We start from the raw sequence: 24,384 nt of genomic DNA, 5'->3' as shown, positions 1-24,384 counted from the left end.
AAAAATGGATGGGTAAATCAGTCCATTGCGCGGCTATAAAACAGCCCCGGGATCGCCCCGTCAACTGTCTGGAGCCCGCATCCGCCCATGCCATCGGTCCCTGTCCCTGCGCTGCGCATGCGCGACCTGCCGCACCCGGTCCTGGCCGGGCTGGTATCGGTCATCGTCAACTACGGCGGCACCTTCATCCTGGTGTTCCAGGCGGCCAAGGTGGCCGGCCTCGGGCCGCAGCTGACCGCCTCATGGGTTTGGTCGGTGTCCATCGGCGTGGGCCTGACCGGGCTGCTGCTGAGCTGGCGCTACCGTGCGCCGGTCATCACCGCGTGGTCGACGCCGGCCGCCGCGTTCCTGGTCACCGCGCTGGCGACCACGCCGTGGGCCGAAGCGGTCGGGGCGTTCGTGCTGTCGGCCGCGGGTTTCGTCGTGCTCGGGCTGTCCGGGCGGTTCGAACGGGTGATCCGGCGGGTGCCGCCGGGCGTGGCCGCCGGCCTGCTGGCGGGCATCGTGCTGCAGTTCGGGATCAAGGCGTTCGCGGGGCTGGACGTCGACCCGCTGTTGGCCGGGGCGCTGATCCTGGCCTACGTGGTGCTCCGGCGGGTGAGCGCGCGCTATGCGGTGGTCGGCATCCTGCTGGCGGGGCTGGGCCTGCTGCTGGTGCAGGGGCGCATCGACCTGCATGGTCTGGAGCTGCGCCTGGCCGCGCCGGTGTTCACGATGCCGGTGTTCACCGTCAATGCGCTACTGGGCGTGGCGCTGCCGCTGTTCCTGATCACCCTGACCGGGCAGTACATGCCGGGCATGCTGGTGCTGCGCAACGACGGCTTCCGCACGCCCGCCGATCCCATCGTCACCGCGACCGGGCTCGGCTCGCTGCTGATGGCGCCGTTCGGTTCCCATGCCTTCAACATCGCCGCGATCACGGCGGCGATCTGCACCGGACCCGAGGCGCACGAGGATCCGTCCCGGCGCTGGATCGCCGGCATCGCGGCAGGTGTGTTCTACATCCTTGTCGGTGTGTTCGGGGTAACCCTGGCGGCGGTGTTCCTGGCGCTGCCGGCGACCTTCATCACCACGCTGGCGGGGCTGGCCCTGCTGGGCACCCTGGGCGGCAGCCTGGCCACGGCGGTAGCCGATGCGCGCACCCGCGAGGCGGCGCTGATCACCTTCCTGGCGGCGGCCGCCAACATCACGCTGTTCGGTATCGGCGGCGCATTCTGGGGGCTGGTGATCGGGTTGCTCGCGCACCTGCTGCTCAACGGCCGGCTGCCGGACGGGCGCCCGGCATCGGTCGCCGACGCCGGAGCAACCCGTCCATGATCCCGGCCACCCCGACTTCGCACGACCGCCATGGCCGCTACCCGCAGGCGCTCACGGTCGATGATGTCCGCCGCAACCTGGCCGCGGTGCAGGCGCGCATCGCCGCCGCCTGCCAGCGTGCAGGCCGCGACCCGGCCAGCGTGCGCCTGCTGCCGGTGAGCAAGACCAAGCCAGAGGCGAGCCTGCGCCTGGCCTACGCCGCGGGCTGCCGCCTGCTGGGCGAGAACAAGGTGCAGGAGGCGCACCACAAATGGGAGGCGATGCAGGACCTGGGCGACCTGCACTGGTCGGTGATCGGCCACCTGCAGACCAACAAGGCCAAGCTGGTCGCGCGTTTCGCCAGCGAGTTCCAGGCACTGGACAGCCTGCGCCTGGCCCAGACCCTGGACCACCGCCTGCAGGTGGAAGGCCGCCAGCTGGACGTGTTCGTGCAGGTCAACACCTCCGGCGAGGACAGCAAGTACGGGCTGGCGCCGGCCGACGTGGCTGGTTTCATCGCCGCATTGCCGCGGTTCACGCATCTGCGCGTACGCGGGCTGATGACCCTGGCGCTGTTCTCCGAGGACGCGGCGCGGGTGCGCGCCTGCTTCGTGCGCCTGCGCGAACTGCGCGACCGCCTGCGCCCGCAGGCACCGGACGGCATCGGCCTGGACGAGCTGTCGATGGGCATGTCCGGCGACTTCGAGATCGCCATCGAGGAAGGCGCCACGGTGGTGCGCGTCGGCCAGGCCATCTTCGGCGGGCGCGATACGCCCGACAACCATTACTGGCCGGCCGCCGGCCCGTGAGCCACACGTTTGCCAATCCCCGCCGGGCCCACCGGCCCGGCCCCGATCCACGCCCAGGAGTTGCCCCCATGCATGACCCATCGTCGCGCCTTGCCGATTTCGATCCCGAACTGGCCGCGGCCATCCACGCCGAGGAATGCCGGCAGGAGGACCATGTCGAACTGATCGCCTCGGAGAACTACGCCAGCCCGCGGGTGCGCGCGGTGCAGGATTCGGTGTTCACCAACAAGTATGCCGAGGGCTATCCCGGGCGCCGCTACTACAGCGGCTGCGACAACGTGGACGTGGCCGAGCGCCTGGCGATCGAACGCGCGCGGCAGCTGTTCGGCTGCGACTACGCCAACGTACAGCCACACGCCGGGGCGCAGGCCAACGCCGCGGTGTTCCTGGCCCTGGCCAGCCCGGGCGATACGGTGATGGGCATGAACCTGGCGCAGGGCGGGCACCTGACCCATGGCAATCCGTCCAACTTCTCCGGCCGGCATTACCGCATCGTGGCGTACGGGGTGGATCCGCAGACCGGGCTGGTCGACTACGACGCGATGGAGCGCATCGCGCTGGAGACGCGGCCGCGGCTGCTGATCGGTGGCTTCTCGGCCTACTCGCGGCACAAGGACTGGGGGCGCATGCGGGCCATCGCCGACCGCGTCGGCGCGCTGTTCTGGGTGGACATGGCGCACGTGGCCGGGCTGGTCGCGGCGGGCGAGTATCCGGACCCGCTGCCGCATGCGCACGTGGTCACCAGCACCACGCACAAGACCCTGCGCGGCCCGCGTGGCGGCCTGATCCTGGCCCATGGGCAGGGTGCCGATTTCTATCGCAAGCTCGACTCGGCGGTGTTTCCCGGCGTGCAGGGCGGCCCGCTGATGCACGTGATCGCGGCCAAGGCAGTGGCCTTCAAGGAGGCCCTGCGGCCGGAGTTCAGGGCCTACCAGCGGCAGGTACTGGCCAACGCGCGGGCGATGGCGGCGGCGATCCAGCAGCGCGGTTACCGGATCGTGTCCGGTGGTACCGACAACCACCTGATGCTGATCGACCTGCGCGACCGCCGCTATACCGGCAAGGACGCCGACGCGGCACTGGACGCGGCCGGCATCACCACCAACAAGAACACGGTGCCGGGCGATCCGCGCCCGCCGTCGGTCACGTCGGGCCTGCGCATCGGCACCCCGGCGCTGACCACGCGCGGCTTCGGCGTGGCCGAATGCACGCAGCTGGCCGGCTGGCTGTGCGACGTGCTCGACGCGCTGGGCGAGGGCACGCAGGCCCAGGTCGGCGCACGCGTCCGCGAGCAGGTGGTGGCCTTGTGCCGGGCGCACCCGGTGTATCGCTGAGCCGCCCCCGGGGCCCCGGGAAGCGGCCCCCGGGGGCGGCGCGAGGGCGCGCGTCGCCTTGCGAATATTTAACGCGGCGGCGGTAGAATTTTTCATATGAAACTATGGTCGATCCGTGGCAACAGCCAGAAACTGGACGGTGGCGCGATGTTCGGCAACGCGCCCAAGGCCGTGTGGGAAAAATGGTCGCCGGCCGATGACCTGAACCGCATCGAGCTGGCCTGCCGCGCGTTGCTGGCCAGCCCGCTGGGTGGCAAGACGGTGCTGTTCGAAACCGGCATCGGCGCGTTCTTCGAGCCGAAGCTGCGTGAACGCTATGGCGTGCAGGAACCGCGGCATGTCCTGATCGATTCGCTGCGCGAGGCCGGTTTCGAGCACGAGGACATCGACGTGGTGGTGCTCAGCCACCTGCATTTCGACCATGCCGGTGGCCTGTTGGCGCCGTGGTCGGAAGGCCGCGGGCCGGAGCTGCTGTTCCCCAACGCGACCTTCGTGGTCGGTGCTTCGCACTGGGAGCGCGCCCGCCACCCGCATCCGCGCGACCGCGCCAGCTTCATCCCGGAACTGCCCGGCCTGCTCGAAGCCAGCGGCCGCCTGGAAATCGTGTCGGGCGAACACTCGCGGGCGCTGGGCGAATCGGTGCGTTTCAGCTTCAGCGACGGGCATACGCCGGGGCTGATGCTGGCCGAAATCGTCGGCCCCGAGCGCATCGACGGCCAGCCGCATGGCGGCCTGGTGTTCTGTGCCGACCTGATCCCGGGCCGCTCCTGGGTGCACGTGCCGATCACCATGGGCTACGACCGCAACGCGGAACTGCTGATCGACGAGAAGCGCGCCTTCCTCGAGGACAAGCTCGCCCGCAACGTGCACCTGTTCTTCACCCACGACCCGCAGTGCGCGATGGCGCAGGTGACGCGCGACGAGAAGGGCCGGTTCGGCGTCGCCCACGAAGTCGCCGAACTGCGCGCGCGTTCGCTGGCCGCATGAAGAAGTGACTTCCGGCACCCCGCACGGGTGACTGCCGGCTCCTGCCGGCCGCGGGCGCATCGCGGACACTGGTCCCGTCTTCCAACGCGGGATCTGGCATGAAGAACAACGAGACGACGGTTTTCCAGAGCGGAACTTCCCGAAAGGGCTCGCCGTGCGCCATGCACAGGCGCTCTTTCCTGCGGAGGGTGTTCGCCCTGGCGCTGGCGTCGCTGGCCCTTGCCCAGCACGCCTTCGCCGCGCCCAGCGCCAAGGTGCCGCTGCAGGTGTCGCCCGGACGCGCCACCACGCTGGCCATCTGGGAACCGGCGCAGGCGCGCGGGGTGGTGTTGTTCTCCAGCGGGCATGGCGCCTGGCCGGAACGCTACGAGCGCCTGTTGCAGGCCTGGGCCGATGCCGGTTTCGTGGTGCTGGCGCCGCTGCACGTGGACTCGCTCAAGTACCCGGGGCGCGAAGCGTTCTCGCTGCAGCAGGGGTTCGGCGAGCGCCTGGCCGACATGCGCGCGACCAGCGCCTACGCCCATGCGCATTGGCCGGATGTGCCGGTGGCCGCGGCCGGGCACAGCCTGGGCACGCTGATCTCGGCGATATTGGGCGGCGCCCTGGCCGGACTCGGGCCGCTGCGCGATCCCACGGTGGTGGCGGTGCTGGGCTATTCCTCGCCGGGCCGCATCGCGGGGCTGATCGGGCCCGATTCCTATGCATCGCTGGCGGTGCCGCTGCTGCTGGTGACCGGCGACGAGGACCGCGTGCCGGGCTTCGTCAGCGACCCGGCCGACCACCTGTACCCGGTGCAGACCGCGCCGGCCGGCGACAGGCAGGCGGTGGTGCTGGCCGGCGGCGGGCACAACCTCATCGGCGGCGAGCCGGAAGCGCTGTTCGAGCGCGCCCGGCAACTGGGCACCGCCTTCCTGCAGGCCGAGCTGCTGGACGACCCGCGGGCGCGGCAACTGCTCGAGGCACCGGCCGCGGCGGGCGAACAGCGGGTACGTCGCTGACGCGCGCCGCTGCCGGGGCGTCGACGACGGGCGACGATCCGCCGACCCCCATCCGTCGTCAGTGGCTGCGCAGGCAGTCGCTCATGAAGGTCTTGCGGGCATCCCCGCTCAGGTGTTTGGCCGAGGCATCGGCATTGCACCGGGTCATGCGCTGCTGCGGGGTCACCGCCGCCGTGGCAGCGGCGGGATGGCCGCTGAGGCAGGTGCGTTGGGCGTCCTTGTAGGCATCGCCCTTGAGGCCCTTGTTCTTGGCCGCGCATTCGGCCATGCGCTGTTGTTGCGGGGTGGGCGTGCCGGCGCCGGCCACGAACGGCACGGCGGTGGCCAACAGCAGGCAGGCAAGCAGGGCGGGACGGTACATGGCGCGGCTCCGGGGTGGGTGACGGGCGCAAGCATCCGCCCGCCGGGGAGCAAGCCGTCGTGAAGCCGCGATGTAGTTTTTTTAATGCACCCGGGTGCCGAAAATGCGGTCGCCCGCATCGCCCAGGCCGGGCAGGATGTAGCCCTTGTCGTTGAGTCGCTCGTCGATGGCCGCGGTGTAGATCTCCACGTCCGGGTGGGCCGCTTCGACCGCGCGCAGGCCTTCGGGCGCGGCCACCAGGAAAATGCCCTTGATGCGGCGGGCGCCGGCGCGCTTGAGCATGTCGATGGTGGCGATGAGGGTGCCGCCGGTGGCCAGCATCGGGTCCAGAATCAGCGCGTCGCGTTCCTCCAGGCGCCCGGTGAGGCGCTCGAAGTAGGGCACCGGCTGCAGGGTTTCCTCGTCGCGCTGCAGGCCGACCACGCTGACGCGCGCGGCCGGGATCAGCGACAGCACGCCGTTGAGCATGCCCAGCCCGGCGCGCAGGATCGGCACCAGGGTGATCTTGGCGCCGGCGATGCGCTGCACCGTGACCGGGCCGGCCCAGCCGTCCATCGTGCAGGGCTCGGTTTCCAGGTCGGCGGTGGCCTCGTAGGCGAGCAGGCTGCCCAGCTCGTCGGTCAGCTCGCGGAACTCCTTGGTGCTGAGCGAGGCCTGGCGCATCAGGCCGATCTTGTGCTGCACCAGCGGGTGGCGTACTTCGACGATCTTCATGGTCGGGCGTGCAAAGAGGGGAGGCCATCATTCTGCCGGATCGCCGGGTCGAACCCCAAGCCGGGCCGGGGAAACCGCACGCGTGTCACGGCCATGCAATTTTACGGACATACCGTGCAGACCCATTCTTAACAGGAATGGGGCTTACCAGTGCATATCAAGACTCCGTTGGCCGTTGCCATCACCCTGACCCTGGCGATGGGCGCGACGGCACCCCGGCAGGCGGCCGCACAGCCGGCGCTCACCGCTGCCGGCACCGCGACGGCCGACGCGATCGACCTGGACCGCGTCGAAGTGCGCGCCCAGCTCGAATCGCAGGTCCGCGCGGTCGATCTCAAGCGCAGCAGCGATGCCATCGAGGACGCAGTGTCCTCCGATGCCCTGGGCCAGTACCCGGACAAGAACGTGGCCGAATCGCTGCAGCGCCTGCCCGGCGTCAGCGTGACCCGCGACCAGGGCGAGGGCCGGTTCGTGGTCATTCGTGGCCTGGATGCCAATCTCAACAGCGTCAGCGTGGATGGCATCGCCGTGGGTACCCCGGAAGATTCCAGCCGCGCGGCGCCGCTGGACGTGATTCCCTCCGACTCCACCGAGCGCCTGCGCGTGGTCAAATCGCCGACCCCGGACATGCCCGGTGATGCCATCGGCGGTGCCGTGCTGGTGGAATCGGCCTCGGCCTTCGACCGCGAGGGCCGCAGCCTGCGCGGCAAGATCGAGGGCAGCCACCAGCAGCTGTCCGGCCAGACCAGTCCCAAGGCCGCCTTCAACTACAGCGAGGTGTTCAACGATACCTTCGGCGTAGCGCTGGGCGTGAACTACCAGAAGCGGAAGTTCGAGTCGGACAACACCGAAGTGGAGTACGACGGCGAGGACGATGCCGTCCCCGGTGACGTGACTGCGATCAACCTGCAGCACCGCAAGTACGAGATCGAGCGCAAGCGCATCGGTGCCAACTTCAACCTCGACTGGCGCCCGGACGAGGACAACAGGTATTACCTGCGCACGCTGTACAGCCAGTTCGACGATGCCGAGACCCGGCAGCGCGTGATCTTCAACTTCGACGACGCGGACATGGTCAGTACCGGTGCCGACCAGTACCGCCTGGACGACATGCCGGGCGATGCCATCGACAAGCGCATGCGCTACCGCACCAAGAAGGAGAACACCTTCGCGGCCAGCCTGGGTGGCGAGAACCGGCTGACCAACGCGGTGGTCGATTACAAGGTCGGCTATACCCGTACCGAAGAGCGGGTGAACGATGAAATGGAGGCGCGTTTGAAGCTGGATGGCGAGGATTTCAACGGCACGCTGGACCAGCGCGGCCGCCTGCCGGCCTACAGCTTCGACAACCCGCAGTGGCTGGACAACGGCAACTACGCCTTCGATCGTTTCGTGATCTCGCCCAAGCAGGTGAACGACAAGGAGCACAGCGCACAGGTCAACGTGCGCTTCGACGGCGACGGCAGCAGCATCAAGTTCGGCCTGCTGGGCCGCTGGCGCGACCGCGACGTGAATGTCGATGAGCGCGAGCTGCGGGTCGGCCCGAAGGTGGCGTTGTCGGACTGGACCACCGGCTCGCCCGACCACCGCCACGGCAACATGGGCGATGGCATGGATTCGGATGCGATGCGCGACTACTGGGCGGCCAACGGTGGCCAGTACGGCGCCCGCCCGCAGGATGTGGGCGACAACGCGATGACCTCGCTGGAAGAGGATTACGTGGCCAGCGAGGACATCTTCGCCAGTTATGCGATGGGTACCTGGGACGTGGGCGCGCTGCGCATCATCGGCGGCGTGCGCGTGGAGAACACCCGCTTCAAGGCGGTCGGCAACCAGGTGGACGTGGCTGCGAACGGCCGCAGTTTCACCGTCACCCCGCGCGTGGCCAACAGCAGCTACACCAACGTGCTGCCGGGCCTGCACCTGCGCTATGACGCGGCCGACGACTGGGTGCTGCGCGCCTCGGCCAACAAGACCGTATCGCGCCCTTCGTTCGGCGACGTCTCGCCGCGCGTGGGTTACAGCCGGGGTGACGAGGAAGTGCGCCTGGGCAATCCGGAACTCGATCCGTACGAGTCCAGGAACATCGACCTGTCGGTGGAGAAGTACATCGGCAGCAGCGGCATCGTTTCGTTGGGCCTGTTCCACAAGTCGATCGATGGCTACATCGTGGAAACCGTGCGTACCAATGATCCCGCCTACGGTGGTTTCGACGTGACCCAGCCGATCAATGGCCGCAAGGCCACCGTGCGTGGTGCGGAATTCAACTGGCAGCAGCAGCTGGCCTTCCTGCCGGACGGCCTGGATGGCCTGCTGGTCGGTGCCAGTGGCACCTGGCTGGACACCAAATTCGATGCCGGCATCAAGGATCGGGAGGGCGAGGACTTCACCCTGCCGCGCGCCTCCAAGCAGGTCTACAGCGCGCACATCGGCTATGAAAAATACGGTGTAAGCACGCGTCTGGCGGCGGTGTACCGCAGCGAGTACCTGGACAGCATCGGCAAGGGGCGCGCATTCGACATCTATGTGGCACCCAACACTCAGCTCGATTTCTCGCTGGACTACCGGTTCAGCCCGCGGGTGAGCATGTATTTCGAAGCGCAGAACCTGCTGGACAAGCCGCTTGAGCTGTACCAAGGCACCCGCTCGCGCACCCTGCAGATGGAAGAGTACGGCCGCACCTATGCGCTGGGACTGAAGGTGGCGCTGTGATGGGGCGTAACGTCACCGTCCTGGCCGCCGCGTTGGCGGCCACGCTGGTCGCCGGCTGTACGCCGGCCACCGGCAACGATCCGGTCGCGGGAGCGGTCGCGCCGGCCGCCAGCGGCGAGCGCGTGGTGACCACCATCGCCGAAGCCTTCCTCACGCCGATGACCCCGGCCGACAACATCGATTCGCCCGCGGCCTGGCGCGCGCCGGACGGCGCGCTGTGGCTGATCGCCACCGCCAAGGCCACCGACAAGCTGGTGGTCTACGACGGCAGCACCGGCCAGCACCTGCGTGACGTCGGCAGCAGCGGCACCGCACCGGGGCAGTTCGACCGCCCAAACGGCATCGCGGTGACCGACGACCTGCTGTGGATCGTGGAGCGCGACAATCACCGCGTGCAGGTGCTGGGCCTGCCGGACTTCACGCCGCTGGCGACGTTCGCTGCGGACGACCTGCGCAAGCCGTACGGGCTGTGGGTGGACCGCCGCGCCGATGGCTACAGCGTCTACGTCACCGACTCCTGGGACAACGGCGAGGATGCGCAGGGGCGTGACATCCTGCCGCCGCTGGCTGAGCTGGACAAGCGCGTGCGCCAGTATCAGGTGACCCGCAATGGTGAGAAGGTCGACGCGAAGCTGGTGGCCAGTATCGGCGATACCACCGAGGCGGGAGCGCTGCGCGTGGTCGAGTCGATCTGGGGCGACCCCGGGAACGACCGCCTGCTGATTGCCGAAGAGGACGAGAGCTACGCCAGCGAGTTCAAGGTCTACACCCTGGCCGGACGCTTCACCGGCACCACCTTCGGCCGCGACGTGTTCAAGGCCCAGGCCGAAGGCGTGACCCTGCGCACCTGCGGCAAGGACGGCTGGTGGATCACCACCGAGCAGGGCAAGCAACGCAGCGTGTTCCACCTGTTCGACCGGCACACGCTGAAGCCGGTCGGCGCGTTCCAGGGCAACACCGTGGCCAACACCGATGGCATCTGGATGATGCAGCAGCCCAGCGCGCGCTTCCCGCACGGTGCGTTGTATGCGGTGCATGACGACCAGGGCGTGGTGGCCTTCGACTGGGAGAGCATCGCCAGGCAGCTCGCGCTGCCGCTGGAGTGTGGCGCATGAGCGGGCAGTGTGTGATGCGTACGTTGGCGCTGGGCCTGCTGCTGGCGCTGCCGTCGCTGTCGTTCGCGGTGGCCGAACCGAATACCCAGGTGCCGGAGGGTAGCCGCCACTATGCGGCGACATCGGTGCCGGACCGTATCGTCGCCTCGCCCTCGGCTGATCCCAGCCACGGTTTTGCCGTGGCCTGGCGTACCGATGGCAGCGTGCAGGCGCCACTGCTGGAGATCGCGCTGGCCGCAGATTCGCCAGCCATCGAGGGCATCCGCCAGGTGCGTGCGACGACGCGCGCACTGCAGACCGAGAACGGGCTGTCGCACCACCATCGTGCCGACATCGGTGGCCTGCAGCCGGACACCCTGTACGTCTACCGCGTGCAGGGCAATGGCAGCTGGAGCGCCTGGAACCAGCTGCGCACGCTGGCCGGCGCCGACCAGCCGCTGACCCTGCTGTACTTCGGTGATACCCAGAACAAGAACGTCAGCCATGTCAGCCGCGTGGTGCGTGCCGCGCAGAAGGCTGCGCCGCAGGCGCGCATGAGCCTGTTCGCCGGTGATCTGGTCAGCGGCGGCGACAACATGGACGACAGCGAATGGGGCGAGTGGTTTGCCGCCACCGGCTGGTTGGCGCAGGAAACGCTGGTGGCCCCGGCGATCGGCAACCATGAGTACTTCGAGGAATTCGAGGACACCCCGCAGGAGCGGCGCGTGCTGGGCCGGCACTGGCCCGTGACCTTCGCGCTGCCGGGCAATGGCGCCACCGCCGCACGGCAGACCAGCTACTGGTTCGATGCACAGGGCGTGCGCGTGGCCGTGGTCGATGGTACCTCGGCACTCGACCTCGGCACGGCCAAGGCGCAGGCACAGTGGCTGGACAAGGTCCTGACCGGCAACCCGCAGCCATGGACCATCGTGCTGCTGCACCAGCCGTTCTACTCGCCGCGCGAAGGGCGCGAGAACGCCGCGCTGCGTGACGTGCTGCTGCCGGTGGTGCGCCGCCACAACGTCGATCTGGTGCTGCAGGGCCACGATCACACCTACGGCCGTCGTGGCGAAGGGCAGGCTGCGACGCCGCAGTACGTGGTGACCGTGGCCGGGCCGAAGCAGTACCGGCTCTCCGATGAAGCGCGCAGGACCATGGTCCCGGTGGCCGAGGACACCCAGCTGTTCCAGGTGCTGGACATCGACCCCCGGCGCCTCCGCTACGAAGCGCGCACCGTAACCGGGCGCCTGTACGACGCCTTCGAGCTGCGCCGCGATGCCGAGGGGCGCAAGGAACTCCGGGAGCTTGTCGAAGGGCGCATCGCCCCCCGCGACTGCCCGCGCGCGCAGACCGCCAAGGGCCGCGCCGACCGCTGCTGGGAATGAGGACGCACCGATGACCAGACACCGCCGCATCGTTCCGCTGGCCGCCATCGGCGCGTCCCTGCTGCTGGCCAGCGCAGCGGCCGCCACCGATGCCGTGCTGCATCCGTTCCTGGCCGCACAGCCGGCGCAGGCCCCGCAGGAGGCCAACCTGGCGGTGGAGATCCCGGCCGGCAGCTTCACCAAGTACGAGATCAAGGAGGACGGCCTGGTGCACGTGGACCGCTTCCAGTCGATGCCGGTGGCCTATCCGGCCAACTACGGCTCGATGCCGCGCACGCTGGCCGGCGACAACGATCCGCTGGATGCGCTGGTGCTGACCCGCGAGCCGCTGCACCCCGGGGTGATCGTGCGCTTCCGCCCGATCGGCTACCTGAAGATGATCGACGACGGCGAGCACGACGAGAAGGTGATCGGGGTGCCGACCGACAAGGTCGACCCGACCTATGCGCGCATCCGCGACCTGGCCGACCTGCCGGAAATCGAGCGGCAGCGGATCGAGGCCTTCTTCCGCGTCTACAAGGACCTGCCGCAGGGCCGCAACCCGGTGCAGCTCAACGGCTGGGGCAACGCGGCCGAAGCCCGGGCGCTGATCAGCGAGGCGATGCAGCGTTACGGCAGATAGACGCCGCATGCGCGGCTGGCCGGCCCGTCCGCCGTCGCCGCCCATGCTGGCTGGCGTGGCCGCTGTGCCGGACAAGGCGGGCCGCAGGCCGCGGATCGTTGCCGGCAGTGATGGGCCAGGGGGGACGCACGCACCACGGGCATGGCCGCCGCACCCGTGGCCGCGCGGGCAGTACGCAACCGCGCTGGACGGCAGGCTCCACCCTGGATGCTGTTACGCTTGGCGCGATGGCGGCAAGACGCGACTGGCGCATGGAATCCAGGGAAGACATCGAATACGAGGAGGAGATCGGCCAGCGGCTGCAAAGCCTGATCGGGGACCGGGTCGTGGACCTGTCGCGGCTGATGACCGACATGCAGGGGGAGCTGCGCCAGATCGCGCGCCACCGGCGCCGGCGTGGCTCGGTGGGCGAGACCCTGTCCACCACCGCCCTGGTCAACGAGGCCTACCTTCGGTTCGCCTCCTCGCCGGAACTGTTCGACCGCATCGACCGCAGCCATTTCCTCGCCATCGCCTCGCGGGCGATGCGCAACATCGTCATCAACCATGCGCGCGACCGGCTGGCGCAGAAGCGCGGCGGCGGCGCGGCGCATGAAACGCTGGGCGAGGACCTGCTGGAAGCGGACTTCGCCGAGGCCTCGCGGCTGCTGGAACTCGGCGACGCGCTGGAACGGCTGGAGAAGGTGCGGCCGAGGCTGGCCCAGGTCGTCCACCTGCGCTATTTCGCCGGCCTGAGCGAAGAAGAAACCGGCGAGGTGCTCGACATAGACCGCAGCACGGTGCGGCGCGACTGGCTGAAGGCGCGCGGCTGGCTGTACGAACGGCTGCACCCGGACGCATGAGCGAATCCACGCCCGACGACTGGCGGCGCCGTGAGGCCCTGCTCGATCGCCTGCTGGACCTGCCGGAAGGCGCACGCGCCGCCTTCATTGCCGAAGTGGCGTGCGGCGATGCCGCGGATGCGGCGGCGCTGCGTCGCTGGCTGGCCGGCATCGAACGGTCGGCCGATTATCTGGTGCCGAAATCCGCGTCCGACCCGATCGGCCACGAAGGCGAGGTCGCGGGCAACTGGCGGGCTCTGCGCCTGATCGGGCGCGGTGGCATGGGCGAGGTCTGGCTGGGCGAGCGCGCCGACGGGCTGTTCGACAGGAAGGTCGCCATCAAGTTCATCCGCGGCGACCGCCCGGCGCTGGCGCGCAACATCGAGTCCGAGCGGCGCGTGCTCGCCGGGCTGCAGCACCCGGGCATCGTGCGCCTGCTCGATGCCGGCACGCTCGCCGACGGCCATCCCTACCTGGTCACCGAGCATATCGACGGCTGCACGCTCGATGCCTGGCTCGCCCATGCCCGGCCCGGTCTCGACGCACGCTTGGCGCTTTTCCGGCAGGTCGCCACGGCCGTGGCCTATGCGCATGAGCGCCTGGTCGTCCACCGTGACATCAAGCCGGGCAATATCCTCGTCGACGCCGGGGCGAACGCGCACCTGCTCGATTTCGGCATCGCCCGGGTGCTGGCGGGCGACGCCGATCCGGACGCCGCGGCGACCCAGATAGCGCTGACGCCGGAATTCGCCGCGCCGGAGCTGATCGTCGACAACAGCGCCAGCGTGCGTTCGGACGTCTACGCGCTTGGCGCGGTGCTGTACTTCCTGCTGTGCGGGCGCCCGCCACTGGCGCTGCAGGGGCTGGCGCTGGGCGCGATGGTCGCCCGGGTGCGCGACGAACCGCCCGGGCCCGCCACGGCGCGCGCGCCCGGGGAAGTGGTGCGCGGCGCATCGCAGCCGCTGCTGTCCGACCTGGACGCCATCGTGGACAAGGCGCTGTCCAAGTCCCCGTCCGCGCGCTACGGCACGGTGGACGCACTGCTGGCCGACATCGCCGCGGCGTGCGAACGGCGCCCGGTCGCCGCGCGCGCGCCATCCGCGTTCGATCGCATGCGCCGCTACCTGCAGCGCCATCGCATCGGTGTCAGCGTGGCGGCGGCGCTGCTGCTCAGCCTGCTGGGCGGGATGGCCGGAACGCTGTGGCAGGCGCATGAGGCGCGACAGCAGCAGCAACGGGCCGAAGCGGAGGCGGCGCGCGCCACCGCGCAGGCGCTTACCGCCAATGCGGTGCGCGACTTCCTGATCAGCGTGTTCGAGTCGGCCAACCCCGAAGTCACGCTGGGCCGCACGCCGACCGCGCTGGACCTGGTCGACGCCGGCGTGCGCCAGGCCGGAAGCGGGCTTGCCGGGCAGCCGGCGATGCAGGCGCGGCTGTTCGAAGCACTGGGACGGACCTACATCGGCCTGGGCGAGTACGACAAGGCGAGAGCACTGCTGGAGAAGGCGCATGCCGGAGCGGCGGGACAACTGGGCACCCGCTCGGAGCCCGCCGTCGCGCTGGCGAGCGCGCTGGCCGTGGCGGCGGGCCATGGCGACGGTCCGTATGACGGCGTGATCGCCCTGCTGGAGGACATCGTCGCCGTCGACCCGGGCGCATCGCCGGGGGCGATGCGGCAGTCCGCCATCGCCACCTACCAGTTGGCGGCGCTGCAGAAGCGGGTGGGGCGCCTGGACGCGTCCGAGGCCCATTTCCGCCGCGCGGTGGAGGTCCTGCGCGGGCTGGGCGCACCCGCCCAGGCCGATCTCGCCGAGGCGCTGCACCAGTACGCGGGCCTGGACGAAGCACGCGGCAGGCGCAACGAGGCGATCGCGCGCCTGCGCGAGGCGATCGCGCTGCGCGAGCGCGCCGGGACCGGGTCGGTGGCCGAGATCGATCTGCTGCGCGAGGAACTGGCCAACCTGCTGGGCAGCGCCGGCCACAACGACGAGGCGGTGGCGCTGCTGCGCGGGGTGGTGGCCTCCAGCCATGGCATCTACGGCCAGACGCACCCGCGTACGTTGCTGAGCTCCAGCTGGCTGGCGCGCGCCCTGGTGCGCGAATCGGCCTACGCCGAGGCGGATGCGATCCTCGTGCGGGTCCTGGCGCTTTCGCGCGCGCAGTTCGGCGAGGATGCCGAGACCACGGCGGGCGCGCGGATCGCCCTGGCCGCGTCGAAATTCGCGCAGGGCGACATCGATGCGGCCATCGCCCACGGCGAACAGGTGCGCCGCTATGCCGCCGCGCACGATGGCGAGGACGGCTACCGCACCATCGTGACGACGCAGAACCTGGCGCGCCTGCGCCTGGCCAATGGGGAGTACGCCGCCGCCGGGCGGATCGCGGCCGACGTGCTGGCCGCCCTCGGGCGGATCGGCTCCGGGCAGACCGCCGACGCGCTGGAGCTGATGGGCAACGCGCACCTATACCAAGGCGACGCGGCGCGCGCGCGTGCGCGGCACCGCCAGGCGCTGCAGGTACTGCAGGACAACGGCGACGGCGCCGGCATCGATGCGCAGCTGCTTCGGATCGGGCTGGCCGAGGACGAACGCGACCTCGGCGATCTGGCTGCCGCGCGCGGCCACGCGCATGCGGCACTGGAAGGACTGGGGCGGCTGGACCCGGCAGCCACGGCCGACAGCGTGATCTTCGCGCGCTATCTGTTGGCGCAGTTCGACACCGCCGATGGCCGCTGCGATGTAGCCGGCGCCACGGCCATCCGCGCGCAGATCGCCGCGGCCGGCCGGCAGCCGCGGCTGCCGCCGCACGCGCGTTGGCGCGATGCGCACAGCAAGCTGGTGCTTGGCCTGTGCCTGCGCCAGCAGGGCAAGGCCACGGCCGACAGCGAGGCGCTGCTGGCCGGCAGCGCCCGGTGGCTGCGCCACTCGGCCATCGCCTCGCCGCACGCCCGGCGGCAGGCTGTGGCTGTCCTGCGCGCGCCAGCGCAGGGCGGCGCGTAGCAACACCACACGGCGCACCCGCGCGAGGCGGGCATCAGGCCTGCGCTGGACGCCCCGGGATCGTGCCGGACGCGTAGGCGGCCCACAGCCCGGCCAGGAACGGGGTGTCTATCCCGAGCAGCGCGGCCTTGCCCAGCAGTTCGAAATCGTCGCTGACGCAACCGGCTACCTCGTGCTGGCAGGTGGCGCGGGAGGTCGCCAGGAAGGCCACTCTGCGCAGCACCCTTACCGCGCGCCTTCCCTCCGGTGCCATGCTGCGCGCCGACCAGGCGTGTTCGATCGTATGCCAGCTGGTGACCCACGCATCGTCGAAGGACGCCGACTCGCGGCTGTCCAGGATCGCGTCCAGATCGAGTCCCGCCAAACGGTCCGCGGCAAGCAGTTCCTGATCAAGGATCGAGCGCGTGCATGCCGCGATCCACCGCATCGCGGCGGGTTGCCGCGACCCGGGCCCCGGGTGCGGCGGCCAGTGACGCCCGTCCTCAGCCACGCGCGGGTGCAGGACCGATCAGGACGTACTGCCGGCGTGATTCGAACCCCGCGCCGGGCCAATCGCGTACGTGGGCGCGCAATGCCTCCACGCCCGCCGGCCAGTCCTCGCCGTTGACCCGGCGGTCGGCCATGGGGCCGCCGTCCACGTCGCGGGCGGCATGGAGCCGCACGCCGAACGTGCCGGTGCCATGTAGCTGCGGCGCGAATGTGTTCATGGCCGCGGTGAACAGGCAGCCGTCGCATGCCGGATGCGCCTGCGGACCATTCCCGCAGGTTCCGCTGGCCATGACGCGGGTGACGGCGCCGAGCCGCACGCGGCGTACGGCCACGCCGGGGTTCTGCGCCGTGCCGGGAAAGGTGATGTCCATCCAGGGGCAATGGCCCGGGCCGGGACCGGCCAGGTCGACGAACACGTTCCAGTCGGTGCGGGCCCATTGCGCGAAGCCGTCGCGCAGCGCATCGCCGGCCGAATCCTCGCTGCGGGCATGCTGATACTCGAAGCAGGGCCGGGACAGCAAGGCCGGATGGGCGATGTCCACCGTGGTGGTGAGCAGGGCATCCTCGCCATGCACGTGCTCCACGAACCCGGGCCGCAGCCACAGTGCGTTGTCCGCCACGAGCCAGTCGCCCTGGCGCCGGGCGACGCAACCGGTGGCGGCGAGCGCATCGTGCAGCAGCTCGACCAGATCGATGTCCTCCGACCACCGCTCGATCCCGGCCCGGCTTGCTGAGGGCGTTCGAGGTCGAAGCGTACCCGGGAGGCCAGGCCCGGATTGGCCGGATGGCCGCGGGGCATGGCGCCAGCCGTGTCGGCGGCGCAGGGCGGGAGAGGCCCCGTCATGGCGTCGTTGGAGCGGTTGGAGGGACGTTGCCGGGATCGCCGCGTATCCAACGGAAGCAGCCGTCCATGGCGAACGAGGGCCGCATCGGGATCATCGCCTCCAGGTCGACGCCGAAGTATCGGTCCAGGCGATCGATATCGTCGATGACCCGGTCGCGGAAGTGCTGCCGGATCTGCTCGCGGGTATGGTTCGACCAGTCGTGGTTGCGGCCCGCTGACGGAAAGGCGAAGGCGTGGGCGATCTCCCGCTGCGGTGCGGTCAGCCGTGCGTGGCCCATCAGCATGGCCGTGTGCGCGATGGCCCGCCTGCCCGCGACCAGCGCCGTGCCATTGACGCAGCAGAGCTCGCCGACATCGAGCGTTCCCGCGCAGCCGACGGCGACGGGCAACCGGGCGAACCGTTCGCAGTAGAGGTTCCTTGCGCTCACGTCGCCCTCGACGCATCCATGGAAATAGAGCTCGTCGGCCACGATGTTCCCCAGTATCACCGGGTAGGCCCACATCGACCGGTCCCAGCCGACGCGCGGGAAGAAGTCGAGATCGAGCAGCAGCTTCCTTGCCTTCCTGTCGCCCCGGTAGACGAAGAATTTCCTGTCGCGCAGCGTCCTGCTGCGGCCGGCGGCGAGCCTGAGCGGTGATCCCTCGCTCAGTTCATCCTCGAACTCGGCGAACCGGAGCAGGCGCGGTGCCGGCGCGCTCATGGTTCACCCCGGCACAGGGCAAGGGAAAGCCGACCGGCGTCCTGGCGGCAGATCCAGAAGCGGGATTGACGGTGCTGCAGCAGCCGATAGGCGGACCTGCCACGCGGCATGGCCACCTCCTCCAGCGTCCCGTCGGAAATCGAGAACAGCCGCTGGCGGCCCCTCCACTCGTCGCCGGCGAACATCGGGCTCAGCAGCAGGTACCCGGCGCACGCCATGAAGGCCGCGCGGACGCCGCGTTTTCTGCCGTCGCCCGTGTCGCCGCCGCGCATCAGGACGCGCTCGACCCGGCCGGCGCGGTCGATCCGCGCCAGCGCCCAGTAGTCCATGCCCCACTTCTCGGCGGCCACGCTCTGGCTGCCGGGGACGAAGGCGTACAGGCCGCCATCGGCCGCCGACGCCAGGTGCCCCACCCGTGGAGACAGGCCCTGCGCCGAGGCCGGGCAATCGGCGCTGGGCTGGAGGGAGGCCAGGCCGCGCCACTGCGCGCTTCGTTCGTCCACGCGCCATCGCAGTTCGGCGAAATGCCGCGCCTGTCCCAGGTAGGCCGGCGCCCGTTCCACGCAGACGAACGCAGGGGACCCGGCAGTGGCGGCAACCGAGGCCGCGTGCTTGCGCGCATGCGGCGGGTAGACCTGATGCGGGTCGGCGATGCGCACGTGCAGGGCTTCGGCTTCCGGGTCGGCATGCAGGTGCAGGTCGTCGCGGCCGTCCAGCAGCGCCCAGGCCATGCCGCGGGTGAGCAGCACCGGCCTGTCTTCGCGGTCGTCGGGACGCACATGCGGCAATGGGCGCAGGTGTATCCGTGGCGAATCGGGATGCAGCTGCAGCAGGTTGTAGCCGCAGGTACGGCTTTCGACCAGGGCGATCAGCGTGCCATCGTCCAGCACCGCGGTATGCAGCACGGCGAAAGGAGCGGCGATGGCGGGCCACTCCCTGGCGAGGTGGAGCTTCATGCGCGGCGGGGACGGGCAGGGCGGCGGCATCGGCCGCAGGCGGGAGGAGCCGGAACCGGCGCCATGGGCATCACCGCCGGCGTCACAGGGTGCGCAGCCGCTTGAAGCCCAGCCAGGCGATGCGGCCGAACAGCAGCGCGCCCGCCAGGCCGATGGGGTAGGTGAAAAGTCCGCTGCGGAACAAGGCGAAACTACTGCGGGGGTTCGGGCCGCTGAACAGGATGTACAGCGAGCCGGCGCACAGCAGTACGAGGAACAGGCTCGAAAGGAGGACGACAGGCTTCGACTGGCTGCCCTGCGAGGTATCGGTCATGGTGACTCCAGTGGGTTCGGGATGGGGTGGGGCGCGCAGCGCGGTATGCTGCCGCGGGCGCGGGCAGGGGTGTCCAGTGGCGGATGCAGCTCGGCTGTCGGCAGCTTGCGTTCGCCGCCGGCGGTCGCGGTGGGGGCCTGCGCCGACGCAGGAGCCGCCGGGCGTTCCGGACCGCTGGCGACAGGTGTCGTGCCGGACCGGGGCGCGTCATGGCGTTGCCGGCCGGACGGCCGCGGACAGCGAACGCCAGGCACGGCGCAGCACGTACGCGTAGACCAGGTGTATGGCGCCACGGCAGCACAGGATCAGGACCACGCCGACGGCGAACGCCGCTGCTTCGTCCGGATCCATGGCCGCCATGCGCAGCTGCATCGCATGGAGCACCAGCGCCATGCTGGCGCCGACGAACGCCAGCGCCACGCAGGCCAGCCAGCAGCCGGCGCGACGGCGCCGCAGCAGCAGGACGTCGCCGAGGATGCCGAAGGTCGCGGTACCGTACTGGATCAGGGTTTCGGCGATTGCGTGGGTGCGGTCGTAGTCGCCGATCTCGCCCCGCAGCAGGTTGGCGGTGCCGATGAGGGCGGCCAGGCCGACGACGACGCACAGCGCCAGGTCGATGCCCAGCCACCACCTGACGAAGCCGGGGTACGGCGCGACAGCAGGCAGGGAGCTGGCTGCGTGGTCCGGAGGCATGGGGAAGGATGCTGTCATGGTGAGCGCTTGGACGGTCAGAACGGACGCGACGGCAGCCAGCCCCTGTCGCCGTCGACCATGAAGGCGTAGTAGTCGCGCGGCGCCATGTAGCAGAAGACCGCGCTGCCGAGGAAGTTGACCATGCTGGCGATGGCCTCGCCGCCGATCATGTACAGCACGATGCTGAGCACGAGGATCGACGGGATGAGGATGGCCAGCAGCACCAGCCCTTTCTTCCACATGCCCTTGGCCAGGTAGTAGAAGAAGCCGAACACGAAGGCCAGCACCATGCTGGCCGCCGGCGGCTGGATGTCCTTCATCGCGGCCCGGCGTTTTCCCACGCTCCGCGGCAGCGCCTTGAAGGCGGGAAGCTGCAGCCCTCCCCACCTCTGGATGCCTGCGAAATAGCGCTTCCAGCGCTCGGATACTTGCAGTGTGTCGATGTCGACGGCGCTGGTGCTGGCGACGGCGACGGCGATGGGGGCGGCGGGGGCGGCATAGGGATCGTGGTTCACGCTGGACTCCGGTTCGGGGGAAAGGGGCGGATGCATCGCCCATACGGGAGCAATCACGGAACCGGCGCCGTTTGCGTCATTTATTTCGCGCTGGCTGCCGGGGGGGCTTCGCCGGGTTGGCTGGGGCCTGCGCGGGTCGGGAACGGGCGCACGGCCGCGCGGCGAACGGCGTCGGCTTTCCGTGTTCGGGCGGGTGTGGCTGCCGCCCGCGCTGCCTATACTTGGCCCGGCCCGCCCACACCGCAGTGGCGCGGCGCAACCACCAGGGAGGAACGACATGCGCGCAGGCAGGATCAGGATCGTGACAGGGACAGCGCTGCTGCTGGCGGCCATGGCGGGGAGCGCGCTGGCGCAGCAGCCACCGCTGGAGGAGGAGCAGGTCAATCCTTCCGAGGTCGTGTTCGAGAACGGCCGCCCGTACGTGTACGCCGACGGCGCGATGCAGGCGCTGCGCACGCGCCGGCAGGACGGGGAGACCATTTACTACCGCATGGTCCGCTACGACCCGCAGGAAGGCTATGTGACCGGTGGCGACGGCGCGGCCGTGGCGAGCGCCGCCGCGCAGCCGTTCGCGGCGCCGCAGACGCCGATGCGCTACCACGGCGCCGGCCATCTGTACCGCCCGGATTTCTACAACAGCCCGTACAACCGCGATGCGCGCCAGCGCTACTCCGGCCCCGGTTACTTCGGCAGCTGCAGCCGCTACGACGGCTGCAGGGAAGTGCAGGTGGTGCCGCTGTGGCCCTACGGCCGCGGCAACTGATGCCAATTGGCGCAGGCAACAACGGCGGCCATCGGCCGCCGTTTCCGTTTCCGTCCCGCGACGCGTGCGCGGCTCAGGCGCTGAGCGCCTCCAGCACACGCAGCTCGGGCACTTCCAGGCCGCGCTGGCAGTACGCCGGCTCGCGCTCGACCAGGTGCTTGGCGTTGGGGCACTGCAGCAGCATGTAATTGGCGTCGAGGTTGAGCTTCTCCACCAGGAAATCGACGAAGGCGCGCACCTTGGGCGAGACCATGCCGCCGCCGGCGAACACCGCGCTGAAGTCGTAGTCCGGGCCGGTCCACCCGGCCAGTACCCGGCGCAACATGCCCGACTCGATGAATGGCTTGGCCATCACGTCGCTGCTGAGCATCAGCCCTTCGCCACCGACCAGCATCGAATTCAACGCGGCGGTGTCGTTGGCCACCATCAGCGGATTGACCGGGAACTCGCGCATCTGCCCGCCATCTTCGGCCAACGACCAGGCGAAACGGTTGTTCTGGCCCTGCTGGTGCTTGCGCAGCGCCAGCGTGCGGTGATGCTGCAGTTCGTCCGGATGCCGCGGTTCGCCGTGACGCCGGAGGTAGGCGGGGCTGGCGAATACCTGGGTGCGCAGGCTGCCGAGCTTGCGTGCGATCAGGTTGGAGTCGGGCAGCGGGCCGACGCGCAGCGCCAGGTCGGTCTCGCCGGAGATCAGGTCGAGCATCTCGTTGCCCAGGTGCATGTCAACGCGGATTTCCGGGTACTGCGCCTGGAACTGCCCCAGCAGCGGGGCGATCCAGTTGACCCCGACCGCGTACGGCACGGTGAAGCGCAGCCAGCCGCGCGGCCCGGACTGCAGCTGGCTGACCGCGCTCTCGGCCTGTTCGAGCTCGCGGGCGATGCGTTGGCAGTGCTCGTAGTAGACCGAGCCGGCCTCGGTCAGCCCCAGCCGGCGCGTGGTCCGGTGCAGCAGGCGCGCGCCGAGCCGTTCCTCGAGTTCCTGCACCTTGCGGCTGACCGTGGTCTTGGGCTGCCCGAGCAGGCGTGCGGCGGCGGTGAAACTGCCCTGTTCGACCACCTTGACGAAGATCAGCGTGTCGTTGAGATCGTTGGCCATGGGAGAGGTTCCTTCGGCAGCGGGATTGTGCCGGCGACGGGGCGATTATTCCCTTCAATCCGTACTAATCAAGTATGGATTAGAGGCGTAACTTGGCGGCCTCCGCCCAGATCGGACCTGCAGCCATGCGCCTGCGCCACCTTCCTGCCTTCCAGCCGACGCGCCGCCTGCCGGCGTTTTCCACGGTCGACCGCCGCGCCTGGCGGGACAACGGCTTGAATCCACAGCACTTCGCTGCGCTGCGCGGGATGCGCGCGCCGGCGTCCCTGGCGCCGTCGCGGACGCTGGGTCGGCGCCTGGCCGAATGCTTCGCGGCGGCGTTTGTCCCGCCAGCGGGAGAAAAATTTCCGTGAGCGGGACAGTGGAAATGCCGCTGACGAGCGGCGGCATGGGCGGCAACCGGGTGCGTGCGCGCAGGCCGCGTGCCACCCCGGGTTTCCCGCGCCGCCATCGGCGGCTGCTGACAGCCGCTGTCAGCAGCGCCTGCGCACACTGTCCCGCGCACCCGGCAACGGCCCCGTTCCCTGCCACCCAGCGGCCCCTCTTCCCCCTCCAGGATGCATGACATGAAAGGTATCTCCAGCCCCTCCCGGACCCCGCGACGCATTGCCCTGGCGGGCATGACGGCGCTGGCCATCGCCGTTCTCGCCGCGTGCAGCGGCGGCCACGCCCAGCAAGCCGGTGCGCCGCCGGCGCCGGAAGTCAGCGCGGCGCCGGTGCTGGTCAGGCAGGTCAGCCAGTGGGATGAATTCAGCGGCCGCGTGGAAGCGGTGCAGAGCGTGGAACTGCGCCCGCGCGTGTCCGGCTACATCGACAGGGTCAACTACACCGAAGGCCAGGAAGTGAAGAAGGGCGATGTGCTGTTCACCATCGACGCACGCAGCTACCAGGCCGAGTACGACCGCGCCCGCGCCGAGCTCGCCCGCGCCCGCACCCAGGCCGCATTGGCGCGCAGCGAGTCCGAGCGCGCGCGCCGCCTGGCCGAGCAGCAGGCCATCGCCGCGGAGACCGCCGAGCAGCGCCGTGCCGCCGCCGAGCAGGCCGGCGCCGCGGTGCAGGCGGCGCAGGCCGCGGTGGACGCGGCGCGCCTCAACCTGGAGTTCACCAAGGTGCGCGCGCCGATCGATGGCCGCGCCGGCCGCGCCATGGTCACCGCCGGCAACCTGGTCACCGCCGGCGACAGCGCCAGCGTGCTGACCACCCTGGTGTCGCTGGACACCGTGCACGTGTACTTCGACGCCGACGAGGGCACGTTCCTGCGCTACGCGCGGATGGCACGCAGTGGCGAGCGTCCGAGCGAGCGCGACCAGGCGCTGCCGGTGAAGGTGGCGCTGAGCGGCGAGGCGGGCTTCCCGCATGCGGGCAAGGTGGATTTCCTCGACAACCAGGTCACCCGCAGCACCGGCACCATCCGCGTGCGCGCGCTGCTGGACAACCGCGACCGCCAGTTCACCCCGGGCTTGTTCGCGCGTGTGCGGCTGCTCGGCAGCGGCGCGTTCGAGGCCATGCTGATCGACGACCGGGCGGTGCTGACCGACCAGGACCGCAAGTACGTGTACGTGGTCGACAAGCAAGGCAAGGCGCAGCGCCGCGATGTCCAGCTGGGGCGCAGCGCGGAGGGCCTGCGCATCGTCGAGGCCGGGCTGGCGCCGGGCGACAAGGTGATCGTCGATGGCGTGCAGAAGGTGTTCATGCCGGGCATGCCGGTGCAGGCCAGGGCAGTGGCGATGCAGTCCACGCCGACGCCCGGCGTGGGCCATGACGCCACCGCGCTGAACTGACCCCCCGTTTCAACCTGACGCCGGCCCGGCGGCCGGCCGCCTGGCCTTCGCCCGCATGGGCGGGGGCAGGCGGGCTGCATGCCGGCGCCCGGCCATTGCAA

The 24,384-nt window shown here is 70.1% G+C and carries 24 protein-coding genes; 14 read left to right on the top strand and 10 right to left on the bottom strand.

The window, feature by feature from the left end; genetic code table 11:
• Positions 1-117: 117 nt before the first annotated feature.
• The 5 genes from AC06E6_RS03950 (at position 118) to AC06E6_RS03930 (ending at position 5,424) form a co-directional block, all read left to right on the top strand.
• On the top strand, positions 118-1,317 hold the full coding sequence (locus AC06E6_RS03950) for a benzoate/H(+) symporter BenE family transporter (protein ID WP_478060384.1): 1,200 nt from the start codon (positions 118-120) through the stop codon (positions 1,315-1,317).
• On the top strand, positions 1,314-2,105 hold the full coding sequence (locus tag AC06E6_RS03945; protein WP_478060382.1) for a YggS family pyridoxal phosphate-dependent enzyme: 792 nt from the start codon (positions 1,314-1,316) through the stop codon (positions 2,103-2,105). The genes AC06E6_RS03950 and AC06E6_RS03945 overlap by 4 nt, the downstream gene beginning before the upstream one ends.
• Before the next feature lie 68 nt (positions 2,106-2,173).
• Entirely contained in the window at positions 2,174-3,439 is a 1,266-nt protein-coding gene (gene glyA, locus AC06E6_RS03940) for a serine hydroxymethyltransferase (RefSeq protein ID WP_104938694.1), read from the top strand.
• Between the two features lie 96 nt (positions 3,440-3,535).
• A complete protein-coding gene (locus AC06E6_RS03935) occupies positions 3,536-4,426 on the top strand; it encodes an MBL fold metallo-hydrolase (protein ID WP_104938695.1) in 891 nt (296 codons plus the stop codon).
• Positions 4,427-4,587: 161 nt separating this feature from the next.
• The gene (locus tag AC06E6_RS03930; protein WP_478060379.1) at positions 4,588-5,424 is read left to right on the top strand and encodes an alpha/beta hydrolase family protein; all 837 of its coding nucleotides are present in this window, start codon (positions 4,588-4,590) and stop codon (positions 5,422-5,424) included.
• Positions 5,425-5,482: 58 nt separating this feature from the next.
• Here AC06E6_RS03930 and AC06E6_RS03925 read toward each other — a convergent pair whose 3' ends face one another.
• Complete coding sequence (locus AC06E6_RS03925) at positions 5,483-5,770, bottom strand: PsiF family protein (protein ID WP_409476795.1); 288 nt, start codon at positions 5,768-5,770, stop codon at positions 5,483-5,485.
• 96 nt (positions 5,771-5,866) lie between these two features.
• On the bottom strand, positions 5,867-6,499 hold the full coding sequence (gene upp / locus AC06E6_RS03920; RefSeq protein ID WP_104938697.1) for a uracil phosphoribosyltransferase: 633 nt from the start codon (positions 6,497-6,499) through the stop codon (positions 5,867-5,869).
• 198 nt (positions 6,500-6,697) lie between these two features.
• Between upp and AC06E6_RS03915 the strand changes: the two genes are divergently transcribed.
• The 6 genes from AC06E6_RS03915 (at position 6,698) to AC06E6_RS03890 (ending at position 16,132) form a co-directional block, all read left to right on the top strand.
• Positions 6,698-9,211: a TonB-dependent receptor gene (locus tag AC06E6_RS03915; RefSeq protein WP_478060495.1), complete on the top strand. Its 2,514-nt coding sequence runs from the start codon at positions 6,698-6,700 to the stop codon at positions 9,209-9,211.
• Complete coding sequence (locus tag AC06E6_RS03910) at positions 9,211-10,326, top strand: phytase (RefSeq protein WP_478060378.1); 1,116 nt, start codon at positions 9,211-9,213, stop codon at positions 10,324-10,326. The genes AC06E6_RS03915 and AC06E6_RS03910 overlap by 1 nt, the downstream gene beginning before the upstream one ends.
• Before the next feature lie 14 nt (positions 10,327-10,340).
• Positions 10,341-11,690 (top strand): purple acid phosphatase family protein, encoded by a 1,350-nt coding sequence (locus AC06E6_RS03905; protein ID WP_478060493.1) that lies wholly within the window; start codon positions 10,341-10,343, stop codon positions 11,688-11,690.
• A gap of 10 nt (positions 11,691-11,700) precedes the next feature.
• A complete protein-coding gene (locus AC06E6_RS03900; RefSeq protein ID WP_104938700.1) occupies positions 11,701-12,312 on the top strand; it encodes an inorganic diphosphatase in 612 nt (203 codons plus the stop codon).
• Positions 12,313-12,563: 251 nt separating this feature from the next.
• Positions 12,564-13,154, top strand: coding sequence for an ECF-type sigma factor (locus AC06E6_RS03895; RefSeq protein ID WP_478060377.1), 591 nt, complete (start codon positions 12,564-12,566; stop codon positions 13,152-13,154).
• Positions 13,151-16,132 (top strand): serine/threonine-protein kinase, encoded by a 2,982-nt coding sequence (locus AC06E6_RS03890; protein ID WP_478060376.1) that lies wholly within the window; start codon positions 13,151-13,153, stop codon positions 16,130-16,132. Before AC06E6_RS03895 ends, AC06E6_RS03890 begins: the two co-directional genes overlap by 4 nt.
• Before the next feature lie 34 nt (positions 16,133-16,166).
• On the opposite strand, the gene AC06E6_RS03885 is transcribed toward AC06E6_RS03890, so the two are convergent.
• From AC06E6_RS03885 to AC06E6_RS03855, 7 genes are all read right to left on the bottom strand, one after another.
• The gene (locus AC06E6_RS03885) at positions 16,167-16,559 is read right to left on the bottom strand and encodes a hypothetical protein (protein ID WP_104938703.1); all 393 of its coding nucleotides are present in this window, start codon (positions 16,557-16,559) and stop codon (positions 16,167-16,169) included.
• A gap of 55 nt (positions 16,560-16,614) precedes the next feature.
• A complete protein-coding gene (locus AC06E6_RS03880) occupies positions 16,615-17,241 on the bottom strand; it encodes a DUF6348 family protein (RefSeq protein WP_104938704.1) in 627 nt (208 codons plus the stop codon).
• Positions 17,242-17,461: 220 nt separating this feature from the next.
• Positions 17,462-18,166 carry a hypothetical protein gene (locus AC06E6_RS03875; protein WP_321990383.1) on the bottom strand — a complete coding sequence of 235 codons (705 nt, stop codon included), beginning with the start codon at positions 18,164-18,166 and terminating at the stop codon, positions 17,462-17,464.
• On the bottom strand, positions 18,163-19,122 hold the full coding sequence (locus AC06E6_RS03870) for a hypothetical protein (RefSeq protein WP_104938706.1): 960 nt from the start codon (positions 19,120-19,122) through the stop codon (positions 18,163-18,165). Before AC06E6_RS03870 ends, AC06E6_RS03875 begins: the two co-directional genes overlap by 4 nt.
• Positions 19,123-19,204: 82 nt before the next feature.
• The gene (locus AC06E6_RS03865; RefSeq protein WP_104938707.1) at positions 19,205-19,435 is read right to left on the bottom strand and encodes a hypothetical protein; all 231 of its coding nucleotides are present in this window, start codon (positions 19,433-19,435) and stop codon (positions 19,205-19,207) included.
• A gap of 207 nt (positions 19,436-19,642) precedes the next feature.
• Positions 19,643-20,128, bottom strand: coding sequence for a hypothetical protein (locus AC06E6_RS03860; RefSeq protein ID WP_104938708.1), 486 nt, complete (start codon positions 20,126-20,128; stop codon positions 19,643-19,645).
• Between the two features lie 35 nt (positions 20,129-20,163).
• A complete protein-coding gene (locus AC06E6_RS03855; RefSeq protein WP_478060375.1) occupies positions 20,164-20,643 on the bottom strand; it encodes a DUF2628 domain-containing protein in 480 nt (159 codons plus the stop codon).
• A gap of 331 nt (positions 20,644-20,974) precedes the next feature.
• Between AC06E6_RS03855 and AC06E6_RS03850 the strand changes: the two genes are divergently transcribed.
• Positions 20,975-21,406, top strand: a complete 432-nt coding sequence (locus AC06E6_RS03850) for a hypothetical protein (RefSeq protein WP_430543620.1) — start codon at positions 20,975-20,977, stop codon at positions 21,404-21,406.
• A 73-nt stretch (positions 21,407-21,479) separates the two neighbouring features.
• Here the strand turns inward: AC06E6_RS03850 and AC06E6_RS03845 are convergent, their stop codons facing one another.
• Positions 21,480-22,502 carry a LysR family transcriptional regulator gene (locus AC06E6_RS03845; protein ID WP_478060374.1) on the bottom strand — a complete coding sequence of 341 codons (1,023 nt, stop codon included), beginning with the start codon at positions 22,500-22,502 and terminating at the stop codon, positions 21,480-21,482.
• Positions 22,503-22,627: 125 nt separating this feature from the next.
• On the opposite strand from AC06E6_RS03845, the gene AC06E6_RS03840 reads away from it, so the two are divergent.
• Together AC06E6_RS03840 and AC06E6_RS03835 are read left to right on the top strand one after the other, a co-directional pair.
• Complete coding sequence (locus AC06E6_RS03840; protein WP_240212703.1) at positions 22,628-22,855, top strand: hypothetical protein; 228 nt, start codon at positions 22,628-22,630, stop codon at positions 22,853-22,855.
• Between the two features lie 267 nt (positions 22,856-23,122).
• Positions 23,123-24,283 (top strand): efflux RND transporter periplasmic adaptor subunit, encoded by a 1,161-nt coding sequence (locus AC06E6_RS03835; protein ID WP_478060491.1) that lies wholly within the window; start codon positions 23,123-23,125, stop codon positions 24,281-24,283.
• The last annotated feature ends 101 nt before the right edge of the window (positions 24,284-24,384 follow it).

The organism is Stenotrophomonas sp. Steno-Z10-HUANG, assembly GCF_056393075.1.
The sequence above is the reverse complement of the archived record's forward strand: the minus strand, read 5'-3'. Positions and strand labels throughout refer to the sequence as shown.

Coding starts and splice junctions, on each gene's coding strand:
- AC06E6_RS03910 (WP_478060378.1), top strand. CDS start 9,211: ATGGGGCGTAACGTCACCGTCCTGGCCGCCGCGTTGGCGGCCACGCTG.
- AC06E6_RS03900 (WP_104938700.1), top strand. CDS start 11,701: ATGACCAGACACCGCCGCATCGTTCCGCTGGCCGCCATCGGCGCGTCC.
- upp (WP_104938697.1), bottom strand. CDS start 6,499: ATGAAGATCGTCGAAGTACGCCACCCGCTGGTGCAGCACAAGATCGGC.
- AC06E6_RS03945 (WP_478060382.1), top strand. CDS start 1,314: ATGATCCCGGCCACCCCGACTTCGCACGACCGCCATGGCCGCTACCCG.
- AC06E6_RS03865 (WP_104938707.1), bottom strand. CDS start 19,435: ATGACCGATACCTCGCAGGGCAGCCAGTCGAAGCCTGTCGTCCTCCTT.
- AC06E6_RS03845 (WP_478060374.1), bottom strand. CDS start 22,502: ATGGCCAACGATCTCAACGACACGCTGATCTTCGTCAAGGTGGTCGAA.
- AC06E6_RS03950 (WP_478060384.1), top strand. CDS start 118: ATGCGCGACCTGCCGCACCCGGTCCTGGCCGGGCTGGTATCGGTCATC.
- AC06E6_RS03835 (WP_478060491.1), top strand. CDS start 23,123: ATGACGGCGCTGGCCATCGCCGTTCTCGCCGCGTGCAGCGGCGGCCAC.
- AC06E6_RS03840 (WP_240212703.1), top strand. CDS start 22,628: ATGCGCCTGCGCCACCTTCCTGCCTTCCAGCCGACGCGCCGCCTGCCG.
- AC06E6_RS03890 (WP_478060376.1), top strand. CDS start 13,151: ATGAGCGAATCCACGCCCGACGACTGGCGGCGCCGTGAGGCCCTGCTC.
- AC06E6_RS03885 (WP_104938703.1), bottom strand. CDS start 16,559: ATGCGGTGGATCGCGGCATGCACGCGCTCGATCCTTGATCAGGAACTG.
- glyA (WP_104938694.1), top strand. CDS start 2,174: ATGCATGACCCATCGTCGCGCCTTGCCGATTTCGATCCCGAACTGGCC.
- AC06E6_RS03870 (WP_104938706.1), bottom strand. CDS start 19,122: ATGAAGCTCCACCTCGCCAGGGAGTGGCCCGCCATCGCCGCTCCTTTC.
- AC06E6_RS03875 (WP_321990383.1), bottom strand. CDS start 18,166: ATGAGCGCGCCGGCACCGCGCCTGCTCCGGTTCGCCGAGTTCGAGGAT.
- AC06E6_RS03895 (WP_478060377.1), top strand. CDS start 12,564: ATGGAATCCAGGGAAGACATCGAATACGAGGAGGAGATCGGCCAGCGG.
- AC06E6_RS03915 (WP_478060495.1), top strand. CDS start 6,698: ATGGGCGCGACGGCACCCCGGCAGGCGGCCGCACAGCCGGCGCTCACC.
- AC06E6_RS03905 (WP_478060493.1), top strand. CDS start 10,341: ATGCGTACGTTGGCGCTGGGCCTGCTGCTGGCGCTGCCGTCGCTGTCG.
- AC06E6_RS03930 (WP_478060379.1), top strand. CDS start 4,588: ATGCACAGGCGCTCTTTCCTGCGGAGGGTGTTCGCCCTGGCGCTGGCG.
- AC06E6_RS03935 (WP_104938695.1), top strand. CDS start 3,536: ATGAAACTATGGTCGATCCGTGGCAACAGCCAGAAACTGGACGGTGGC.
- AC06E6_RS03850 (WP_430543620.1), top strand. CDS start 20,975: ATGGCGGGGAGCGCGCTGGCGCAGCAGCCACCGCTGGAGGAGGAGCAG.
- AC06E6_RS03860 (WP_104938708.1), bottom strand. CDS start 20,128: ATGCCTCCGGACCACGCAGCCAGCTCCCTGCCTGCTGTCGCGCCGTAC.